Consider the following 10544-nt stretch of genomic DNA (forward strand, 5'->3'; position numbering starts at 1 on the left):
GAAAGAGATGAAAGTAGACGTTCTTTTGGGATTGCAATGGGGTGATGAAGGCAAAGGTAAGGTTGTCGATGTATTGACTCCCAAGTATGATGTGGTTGCACGTTTCCAAGGTGGACCTAATGCCGGTCATACACTTGAGTTTGAAGGACAGAAATATGTGCTTCGTTCTATTCCTTCCGGTATTTTTCAAGGAGATAAGGTTAACATAATAGGCAACGGTGTTGTTCTTGACCCGGCTTTATTCAAAGCGGAAGCAGAAGCATTGGAAGCTTCGGGACACCCGTTGAAAGAACGGCTTCACATTTCAAAGAAAGCTCATTTGATTTTGCCTACTCATCGTATTCTTGATGCTGCTTACGAAGCTGCCAAAGGTGATGCGAAAGTAGGTACTACAGGAAAAGGCATCGGCCCGACCTATACAGACAAAGTGAGCCGCAATGGTGTACGTGTCGGTGATATTCTCCTTAATTTTGAAGAAAAGTATGCAAAAGCCAAAGCCCGTCACGAACAGATATTGAAAAGTTTAAACTACGAATATGATCTTACTGAACTGGAAAAAGCTTGGTTGGAAGGTATCGAATACTTAAAGCAATTCCATTTGGTAGATAGCGAGCATGAGATAAACAACTTGCTGAAAGACGGTAAAAGTGTACTTTGCGAAGGTGCACAAGGCACTATGCTTGATGTGGATTTCGGTTCTTATCCGTTTGTAACATCTTCAAATACGATTTGTGCAGGAGCTTGTATCGGCCTGGGCATCGGTCCTAATAAAATAGGAGAAGTTTACGGTATCATGAAAGCATATTGCACGCGTGTGGGCAGCGGACCTTTCCCAACGGAACTGTTTGATGAAACCGGAAAGAAAATCCGTGATTTAGGACATGAATACGGTGCTGTAACCGGACGTGAACGCCGTTGCGGTTGGATCGACCTTGTTGCTTTAAAATATTCTATCATGGTAAATGGTGTAACGAAACTTATCATGATGAAGAGTGATGTGCTGGACGGTTTTGAAACAATCAAAGCGTGTGTAGCGTATAAAGTGAATGGTGAGGAAATTGATTATTTCCCTTATGATATCACGGAAGGAGTTGAGCCGATTTATGCAGAATTGCCGGGTTGGAAGACAGATATGACAAAGATGACAAGCGAAGACGAATTCCCGGAAGAGTTCAATGCTTATGTATCTTTCTTGGAAGAGCAGCTTGAAGTGCCTATCAAAATTATTTCCGTAGGACCGGATCGTGAGCAAACAATAGAACGCTATACTGAAGAATAATGAATCACGGGGTTAACTGACCGTGTATGTACATATTAAAAAATTAAGAACATATAAGGAATAGGGATATGCTGCCGGCATATTCCTATTTTCTTTTGAAAAATTGGTAAATATCACTAATTCTTTTTGTTACAACTTCATAATATAAGGTTTATCTCCTACTTTTGGCAAACAATTTGTTCTTTTTTGTATATAGTATTAATTAAAAAAGAAATAAGATTATGCCTATTTATTGGATAATTTTTATCGGAGTAGCCGTAGTGAGCTATCTGGTACAAGCACAATTGCAAAGTAAATTTAAGAAGTATTCGAAAATGCCCCTGACGAATGGGATGACCGGACGTGACGTCGCATTGCAGATGTTGCACGACAATGGTATCTATGATGTTCAGGTAACAAGTACTCCGGGACATTTGACAGACCATTACAATCCGGCCAACAAAACGGTAAATTTAAGTGAAGGTGTCTATTCCAGCAATAGTGTAGCTGCGGCAGCGGTTGCGGCCCATGAATGCGGACATGCCGTTCAGCACGCACGAGCTTATGCGCCCTTGAGGATGCGTTCGGCACTTGTTCCGGTTGTTCAGTTCTCTTCCTCTATTATGACATGGGTATTGCTTGCCGGAATCCTGATGGTAAATACATTCCCGCAGTTATTGCTTGCCGGAATCGTCTTGTTTGCCATGACTACTTTGTTTAGTTTCATCACGTTGCCGGTAGAAATCAATGCCAGCAAACGCGCTTTAGTCTGGTTAAATAATGCAGGTGTAACAAATGCATACAATCATGCACAGGCAGAAGATGCCTTGCGTTCTGCTGCCTATACTTACGTTGTTGCCGCATTAGGTTCGTTGGCTACTTTAGTTTATTACATCATGATTTATATGGGAAGGAGAGATTAATCCCCTCTTCCCTATTCGTTGAATCGTTTGCCCAAGGGCGTCCATTCGTCTCACCATGGCAAACCTGTCGTTTAGCCTTGGGTAAACGACAGGCTTTCCTTGGGCAAACGCATTTATTTCCCTGTTCCTTAAATTCGTTTATATAAGACTTTCATATAGAAGAACGTTTTAATTTGATACATTCTTTTTTAAGAATCAATTATTTCGTGTAACTTTGCAAACAAAAATAGATAATATGGCAGCAAAACCGGGTATACCTAAAGGAACACGTGACTTTTCGCCTGTGGAGATGGCGAAGCGTAATTATATATTCAACACGATTCGTGACGTTTATCATCTTTATAGCTTTCAGCAGATAGAGACTCCGGCGATGGAGAACTTATCTACTTTAATGGGAAAATACGGTGAAGAAGGAGATAAGCTTCTTTTTAAGATACAGAATTCCGGCGATTATTTTTCCGGCATAACCGATGAGGAGTTGCTTTCACGCAATGCTGCAAGATTGGCAGGCAGGTTCTGTGAAAAAGGGTTACGTTATGATTTAACCGTTCCTTTTGCACGCTACGTAGTCATGCACCGTGAAGAACTCAGTTTCCCCTTTAAACGTTATCAGATTCAACCGGTTTGGAGAGCGGACCGCCCGCAGAAAGGACGTTATCGTGAGTTTTATCAATGTGATGCCGATGTGGTTGGTAGCAATTCCTTATTGAACGAGGTAGAACTAATGCAGATTGTCGATACGGTTTTCTCTCGTTTCGGTGTTCGGGTATGTATTAAAATAAACAACCGTAAGATTCTCACCGGAATTGCAGAGATTATCGGTGAGGCAGATAAGATTGTAGATATAACCGTTGCCATTGATAAACTGGATAAAATCGGTTTGGAGAATGTCAATGCAGAGCTTTCTTCCAAAGGTATCAGTGATGAAGCTATCGCTAAGTTACAGCCGATTATTTTACTGGCAGGAACAAATACGGAGAAACTTCAAACGTTGAAGGAAGTACTCGCTGCAAGCGAAATCGGTTTGAAAGGCGTTGAAGAATCCGAATTCATATTGAACACTCTTTCTACAATGAATCTGAAGAATGAGATTGAGCTGGATTTAACTTTAGCCCGTGGCCTGAATTATTATACAGGAGCTATCTTTGAGGTAAAAGCACTGGATGTACAGATTGGAAGTATCACCGGAGGAGGGCGTTATGACAATTTGACAGGTGTATTTGGCATGGATGGCGTATCCGGTGTAGGTATCTCTTTTGGAGCCGACCGTATTTTTGATGTTTTGAACCAACTCGATTTATATCCGAAAGAAGCAGTCAACAGTACACAGCTTTTGTTTGTAAACTTCGGCGAGAAAGAAGCGGCATATTGCTTACCTATATTAGCTAAAGCCCGTGAAGCGGGAGTTCGCTCGGAAATATATCCGGATTCGGCAAAGATGAAGAAACAAATGAGTTATGCAAATGATAAGAACATTCCTTTTGTTGCTATTGTCGGTGAGAATGAGATGAACGAGGGTAAAGTCATGTTGAAAGATATGGTGAAAGGAGAACAGAGTTTGGTTTCTCCGGAAGAGCTGATTAATCTGATTAAATAATAAAAATAACTTCATATTGGAAATCCCTTTGGAGAGCTGATGGCTTCATCCAAAGGGATTTGTTATTTATTCACTTTTCTTCTCTTTTATCCTTGCTTCAAGCTCCTGCCGTATCATCTTCTTCAGTTCCAATTGAGAAGACTGAACAACTTTTCTGGATGTAGGACGATATAGATTGGAATATTTACACTTGCCTATACCGAATTTCATTTTATCAAGATTTCCGGATATGTTTAGTCCCAGTCTGATTGGTAAAGGACAGTCTATTACCGAGATATGATAGTTAAAACTCATATCAAGGTTATGACGCCCACCTATAATGGCTTTGTATTTATCCATAACAATCAGGAAGGGATATACGTCAATCTCATTTTTAAAAATAGTAAACTCTGCAGCCAAACTATCGACTTTGTTTTGGGTCTTCTTGTTGAAACGTAATGTTTTAGCTATTTCACTGAATGTTTCTCCATCCATCAAAACCAAATCCTGTCCGGTTATTGACGCAGAACCGCGAAGAGTTGACTTCTTCAGATTATACAGAGAATCCGTATATGTTTCTACTGCCATGTGGAATTCCCCTTTTCCTCCGAACGAACGTAGCATAGGCATGATAGAATCAATATCAGGAATCATTCTCAATAATTCTTCGATTTCAATATTCATCATGTGATAATCCAATCCGACAAAGAGATGATTTTTGCGTGGAGTTTTATACAATGCTGTCAAATACATATCTGCAGCTGAGGTATTGAACTTTACATCCTGAAGCGCTAAAACTCCATCGTTTACCGTTACGTTCCCTATAATATTTCGAGCTGTATCATTTCCGAAATAAGCGTTTTTGATATTTGTTTCAAGGTTTATGAACATCCCCTTGGGAACCATAAACGGTCCGGAAGATGTAGATGCCGTGTCTTTCGACTCAGCAGTCTTTTCTTGTTCTTCTTCATATCCGATACCACTTGTCAGTTCCATAATGGAATTAATATCCGTATTATTGGATACGAATTTGAAATCACCCATTAACAAAGAATCGTGGCGCAGATAAGATGAAACGTTATCCAGATATCCATATAGCTGAAAGTCTGAACGCCCTAATACGAATCTACTGTCATTGATGGTATATTTCTCTGGCGTAAAGTCAAATTGTACCGTCGGTATCTTTATATCTTCTTTTACTTCCGGAGTTGAAATCGTTGCATTTTTTAATGCAACAGATCCATTTGGAATCCATTGCAAGAATGAATTTGTCTCTACCGGATTCCGGGTAATATTGGTATTTATACTGAAATCATGAGTCAGCACCTTTTGTTCTCCCATATTGGCTTCGAGTGATTTATTTTGATATTCCAACACTATATTGGTATTATCAAAACTTCCTTCCGGCATTTTAATATTCGCTTTTCCTTGCGGTGCATTGATGCTAAGACTCATATTGCCCATAGATGCTGTGATGTCACTGAAAGAAAACTCACTGTTGATAAAATCCATAGGACTTGTGCTCAAAATATTTGGCATATCTACATCAAGGTAGGTCCCTTTGATATTTGCAGTCGTATTATTTCCTTGTGATAAATTTATTTGATCGCTGTTGAGTATGGATTTTAAATTCTCCGCAAGGTTAAATTGAAGGCTTGCTTCATTTATGCTAACTTTAACTGTGTCATATACGGCATCAATATTGTGCAGATTGGCTTTCCCATTTGCACGTATACAATCGAGCTGTTGCTTCTCAATTTGTGAAAGTGAAAAACGTGCATTAATGTTTCCGTCAGTATTGCCTGATACATTTGCATTTATATCTTTCGGTATCATTGGCTTAAACTCGGACAAGAATAGATCAAAACCAAAATTCAGGTTGCATTTGGCATCGGATAACAAGTTATCGGCTCTTCCATTTAATGTAACTTTTGATTTTGGCGTTCTAGCCGTAAAACTATTAATTTGAATAGACGATATGGAATCGGTTTTCATATCCGAACTGAAATTGATATCACCTTCAACGGCATGTAACGCCAGGGGAAAACCGGTGTACTTGACAGTTCCGCCTTCCAATTTCAGATTAGCCGAAACCTTAGGCATCTCCACCTTATTATATATACCTGTCACTGTTCCTGCCAACGTGACTGTACCGTCAGCCTCTACCCCTTTCATTGCAGTAAGCAAAGATGCCGGTATCAATGACAGTGTTTCTTTAATATTCCATCGGCTAATATTAAATGCCAAATCAGTAACAATATCTCCGTTTAACGAATTAGTACCGATGTCTCCCTCTAATGTTATTTCATTATTGTTAAGGGCGAAAGATGCATCGTTTAGCGTTAAGGACTGCTTGATCAGTTGTATGTTTATCGGTAAATTCAGCTTGATCGCTGCATTTTGCAAATATTGTTCTGTTCCGTAGGATAAAGATGCATCAGGAGTTGAGATATTAAATTTTCCATCCAATGTCTTCATTGTAAAGGCTGCAGACAGATTACTTTCAAAGTTATTGATACGAGCAAAGATGTCTCCTTCTTTATATTGTGCGGAAAATTCAGGGATATTGATTTGGAAATTAGTCTGTCCATCATTCCCATCGAGCATTGCTACTAAGTTACTTCGCAATCCGATAACTTTTGTATTTATACCTTGCTGTTCGTCAACTAGGGATAAATTCAGATTGTTGAAAGATATATTTTTGAGTTGTATGGTACGAAATGGATTTTGAAAAGCGGTACTATCTTCTTTAGACTCATCCACTGTGAAAACATCAAAGTTCGTCTTACCTGTACTATCCATAAAAACATTGGCGAATAAGTTATTTGCAGAAAGTTTCTCCAATATAACTTCTTTGTTAAGAAGTGCCTTTATGTTTAGAATAGCTTGCGCTTTGTCAACATGAATTAGTGTATCTGATGGCACACCGGTACTAGGATTGATAAGCGTTAATTGGTTTATTTCCAAACCGAAGTTGGGAAAAGTGCTGAATAATGTCAGTTCAACCTCTTCCAACTCAAATTTACAATTTAAGTATTGCTCTGCCTGTTGTTTAACTATTTTAGTGGTGTTATCAGGAGAAAAGACATAATTTACTGCGATAGTCGCACAAACTAAAACCAACACGATAATTATTCCAAACGTGATGGCGATTATTTTCAGAGCCTTTTTCATGATTTATTCTTTAGTAAATGAGAATTTCTTTCCGAAATCATCTTTATATTCTAGCTTCTCTGCTGTTAATGTAATAATCGTATATACTTTTGGAATTGCTCTTGTCGTTTTCACCTTTTGCATCTCTTGTTCATGAATCAAGGTTAACTCCATACCTTCCAAACTCCAAGTGAACTTCTGTGCTTCCTCTTCCTTTACGTCATCAGCAGTATCCCAGGTATAGCCTGTTCCACCGGAAATGTATTTGTAATGTTCAGTACCGGAAACCCATTTGCCAATTAGTAAAGATGTGTCGGCTGTTGTCTCATCTGTAGTACAAGAATTAAAAGATATTACAACTAAAGCAAAGAGGATAAGATAAATAACTCGTTTCATAATATTAAGTTTTTAGATTGATTTTATTATAACTACTTTCTTCTGTTAAAGAATAGTGCAAGATATAAAAAAATTAGCAATAGCAAAAAAATATTAAAGAGAAAATGACAAAACAAGAACTTCTTATTGCCATATCGTCAGTTGTTGAGATTTGTTGTCATTCATAGGGGGTCATTCTGTCAGTTATCGTACTACTTTATACCTTATAATATATAGGTGAATAGAAAATATTTTTGTAGAATGAACCATTTGGCACGGTTTTCGTTCTTTTCTTATCGCCAATCAGGCAGAACAAATGAACTTATATAAACAACAAATTAAAATAAAGTAATTATGAACATTAAACCATTAGCAGACAGAGTGCTTATCCTCCCTGCACCTGCAGAAGAGAAAACAATTGGTGGTATCATTATTCCTGATACAGCTAAAGAAAAACCTTTGAAAGGTGAAGTTGTGGCAGTAGGTCACGGAACTAAAGATGAAGAAATGGTATTGAAAGTAGGTGATACCGTTCTTTATGGTAAGTATGCCGGAACTGAGTTAGAGCTTGACGGTACTAAGTATCTTATCATGCGTCAGAGCGATGTTTTAGCTGTTCTTGCTTAGTCTTTTAATTATTCATTATTCAACTTTTTAATTTAAGAAAATATTATGGCAAAAGATATTCTATTCAACATGGATGCTCGCGACCAACTAAAAAAAGGTGTCGACGAGCTTGCTAATGCAGTAAAAGTAACTCTTGGTCCTAAAGGACGTAACGTTATTATCGAAAAGAAATTCGGTGCTCCTCATATCACAAAAGACGGTGTAACGGTTGCCAAAGAGGTAGAATTGGCTGATCCGTTCCAGAATACCGGTGCACAGCTGGTTAAATCTGTTGCGTCTAAGACCGGTGATGATGCAGGTGACGGTACAACTACTGCCACAGTTCTTGCGCAATCTATCGTAAATGTCGGTTTGAAGAACGTTACTGCGGGTGCAAACCCTATGGATTTGAAACGTGGTATGGACAAAGCGGTTGCTGCTGTTGTTGATTCCATTAAACACCAAGCTGAAAAAGTTGGTGATAACTATGATAAGATTGAACAAGTTGCCACTGTATCTGCCAACAATGACCCGGTTATCGGTAAGTTGATCGCCGACGCTATGCGTAAAGTTTCTAAAGATGGTGTAATCACAATCGAGGAAGCTAAAGGTACCGACACTACAATCGGTGTAGTAGAAGGTATGCAATTTGACCGTGGTTATCTTTCTTCTTACTTTGTAACGGATACGGAGAAGATGGAATGTGTAATGGAGCGTCCTTACATTCTTGTTTACGACAAAAAGATTTCTAACTTGAAAGATTTCTTGCCTATCCTCGAACCGGCTGTACAAAGCGGACGTCCTTTGTTGGTTATCGCAGAAGATGTAGATAGCGAAGCATTGACTACTTTGGTAGTTAACCGTTTGCGTTCCAACTTGAAGATTTGTGCTGTAAAAGCTCCGGGCTTCGGTGACAGAAGAAAAGAAATGTTGGAAGATATTGCCGTATTGACCGGTGGAGTTGTTATCAGTGAAGAAAAAGGTTTGAAACTGGAACAGGCAACACTTGAAATGCTTGGTACTGCCGATAAAGTTACTGTAACAAAAGATAATACTACCATCGTTAACGGTGCCGGAGATAAAGAAAATATTCAGACCCGTATCAATCAGATCAAAGCTCAGATTGCTACAACTACTTCTGATTATGATAAAGAAAAACTTCAGGAACGTTTGGCTAAATTGTCAGGTGGTGTAGCGGTTCTTTATGTAGGTGCTGCTTCTGAAGTTGAAATGAAAGAAAAGAAAGACCGTGTAGACGATGCTTTAAGTGCAACTCGTGCTGCTCTTGAAGAAGGTATCGTTCCGGGTGGTGGTGTTGCATACATCCGTGCAACCGATGCATTGGAAGGCTTGAAAGGTGACAATGAAGATGAAACAACCGGTATCGAGATTATCAAACGTGCCATCGAAGAACCACTTCGCCAGATTGTTGCCAATGCAGGTAAAGAAGGTGCAGTAGTAGTTCAGAAAGTTCGTGAGGGTAAAGGTGACTTCGGTTACAATGCACGTACGGACAAATATGAAAACCTACACGCAGCCGGTGTTGTAGATCCTGCTAAGGTTGCCCGTGTAGCTTTGGAAAATGCAGCTTCCATTGCCGGCATGTTCCTTACTACAGAATGTGTAATCGTAGAGAAGAAAGAAGATAAACCCGAAATGCCGATGAACCCGGGTATGGGCGGCATGGGAGGAATGATGTAATTTTTCCCTGTAATTAATAAAAGAAGCCGTTTCTCATTCTTGAGAAGCGGCTTCTTTTTTTCTGCTTTTCTTCAATGCTTATTCATCTCTTTATCGCCCCACGTCCACTAAGAAACCATACGTTACATCCCGATATAGTCTATCTGTCAACGAAAACTTGTCTCCCGTGCATGTTTTAAATTACTTTTTATTGTCTTCACCTTATCACTTTTTGCTCCTTTGTTACTGATTGATAGTTGATTGCAGTGAAAGTGGATTTTTCGGGCAATGGAAAAGAATTTTAGAGAACTTGGTTTACGGATAACGCTGATTAGGCTGATTATGACGGATTAATAATTTTAAAATCCGTCTTCATCTGCTCAATCCGCGTCATCCGCGAACCATCGGTCTTCTTTAACTGAGATTCTTCTTAATTCTTAACGTCCAATTCTGAACTAAAAAAAGTACCTTCACTTTAATTGGCTATTTGATAGATATTTATCTCCCAAAAGTGATAAGGTGAAAGCAAGTCCGAGTAAAAGTTGAATAACAGCTAAATCGGCAAATCGGTAAGCTAAATCGCCTAAGGGAGCGATGTCTTACGCCCCAGTAGATGTAAGCTATCGCCCCCTTAAGCGTTGGTCAACGCTCCCTTGTGTGTTAGGCTACGTCCCCTTAGGTGATTTTAATGATCTTGATGTTTTTTAAAAACATCGAGGTGTTTGAAAAAAACATCAGGTCGGTTGATGACAAAGATACGGTCGAATGTCCACAAACTCCTATCGTTCGTAAACAAACGACCGTATGCTAAACAAATCGAAATAATCAGGCATACAGACAGGAAGCAACAACTATAAAATAGAATAAGATGGAGAATAATCTTTTGATTTTGTTTTTATGAAGTCATAAACAAATGGACCAACGTAAAAACCTGAGGGATTAAGTCTAAATTCTTATCTTTGCCTCCCAATTA

Annotated in this window: 7 protein-coding genes; 5 read left to right on the plus strand and 2 right to left on the minus strand. The window is 39.0% G+C overall.

The annotated features are described in order from the left end of the window. Positions 1 to 7 precede the first annotated feature (7 nt). The 3 genes from DXB63_RS08595 (at position 8) to hisS (ending at position 3778) form a co-directional block, all read left to right on the plus strand. On the plus strand, positions 8 to 1279 hold the full coding sequence (locus DXB63_RS08595) for an adenylosuccinate synthase (RefSeq protein ID WP_122125996.1): 1272 nt from the start codon (positions 8 to 10) through the stop codon (positions 1277 to 1279). A 221-nt stretch (positions 1280 to 1500) separates the two neighbouring features. Further along, positions 1501 to 2181 carry a zinc metallopeptidase gene (locus DXB63_RS08600; protein ID WP_122125997.1) on the plus strand — a complete coding sequence of 227 codons (681 nt, stop codon included), beginning with the start codon at positions 1501 to 1503 and terminating at the stop codon, positions 2179 to 2181. A 235-nt stretch (positions 2182 to 2416) separates the two neighbouring features. Continuing rightward, the gene (gene hisS / locus DXB63_RS08605; protein WP_122125998.1) at positions 2417 to 3778 is read left to right on the plus strand and encodes a histidine--tRNA ligase; all 1362 of its coding nucleotides are present in this window, start codon (positions 2417 to 2419) and stop codon (positions 3776 to 3778) included. 66 nt (positions 3779 to 3844) lie between these two features. Here the strand turns inward: hisS and DXB63_RS08610 are convergent, their stop codons facing one another. Both DXB63_RS08610 and DXB63_RS08615 read right to left on the minus strand, forming a co-directional pair. Then, a complete protein-coding gene (locus tag DXB63_RS08610) occupies positions 3845 to 6931 on the minus strand; it encodes an AsmA-like C-terminal region-containing protein (protein ID WP_122125999.1) in 3087 nt (1028 codons plus the stop codon). Between the two features lie 3 nt (positions 6932 to 6934). Next, positions 6935 to 7306, minus strand: a complete 372-nt coding sequence (locus DXB63_RS08615) for a lipocalin family protein (RefSeq protein WP_122126000.1) — start codon at positions 7304 to 7306, stop codon at positions 6935 to 6937. A gap of 333 nt (positions 7307 to 7639) precedes the next feature. Here DXB63_RS08615 and DXB63_RS08620 point away from each other — a divergent pair, with 333 nt between their 5' ends. Continuing rightward, positions 7640 to 7912, plus strand: a complete 273-nt coding sequence (locus tag DXB63_RS08620) for a co-chaperone GroES (RefSeq protein ID WP_122126001.1) — start codon at positions 7640 to 7642, stop codon at positions 7910 to 7912. A gap of 45 nt (positions 7913 to 7957) precedes the next feature. After that, on the plus strand, positions 7958 to 9592 hold the full coding sequence (gene groL, locus DXB63_RS08625) for a chaperonin GroEL (RefSeq protein WP_122126002.1): 1635 nt from the start codon (positions 7958 to 7960) through the stop codon (positions 9590 to 9592). The last annotated feature ends 952 nt before the right edge of the window (positions 9593 to 10544 follow it).

Origin of the sequence: Bacteroides sp. OM05-12, from assembly GCF_003438995.1 — a bacterium.
Taxonomy (GTDB): domain Bacteria; phylum Bacteroidota; class Bacteroidia; order Bacteroidales; family Bacteroidaceae; genus Bacteroides.

Excerpts from the sequence above, each read along its gene's own strand:
- groL (WP_122126002.1), top strand. The coding sequence starts at position 7,958 with ATGGCAAAAGATATTCTATTCAACATGGATGCTCGCGACCAACTAAAA.
- DXB63_RS08600 (WP_122125997.1), top strand. The coding sequence starts at position 1,501 with ATGCCTATTTATTGGATAATTTTTATCGGAGTAGCCGTAGTGAGCTAT.
- DXB63_RS08595 (WP_122125996.1), top strand. The coding sequence starts at position 8 with ATGAAAGTAGACGTTCTTTTGGGATTGCAATGGGGTGATGAAGGCAAA.
- DXB63_RS08620 (WP_122126001.1), top strand. The coding sequence starts at position 7,640 with ATGAACATTAAACCATTAGCAGACAGAGTGCTTATCCTCCCTGCACCT.
- DXB63_RS08615 (WP_122126000.1), bottom strand. The coding sequence starts at position 7,306 with ATGAAACGAGTTATTTATCTTATCCTCTTTGCTTTAGTTGTAATATCT.
- DXB63_RS08610 (WP_122125999.1), bottom strand. The coding sequence starts at position 6,931 with ATGAAAAAGGCTCTGAAAATAATCGCCATCACGTTTGGAATAATTATC.
- hisS (WP_122125998.1), top strand. The coding sequence starts at position 2,417 with ATGGCAGCAAAACCGGGTATACCTAAAGGAACACGTGACTTTTCGCCT.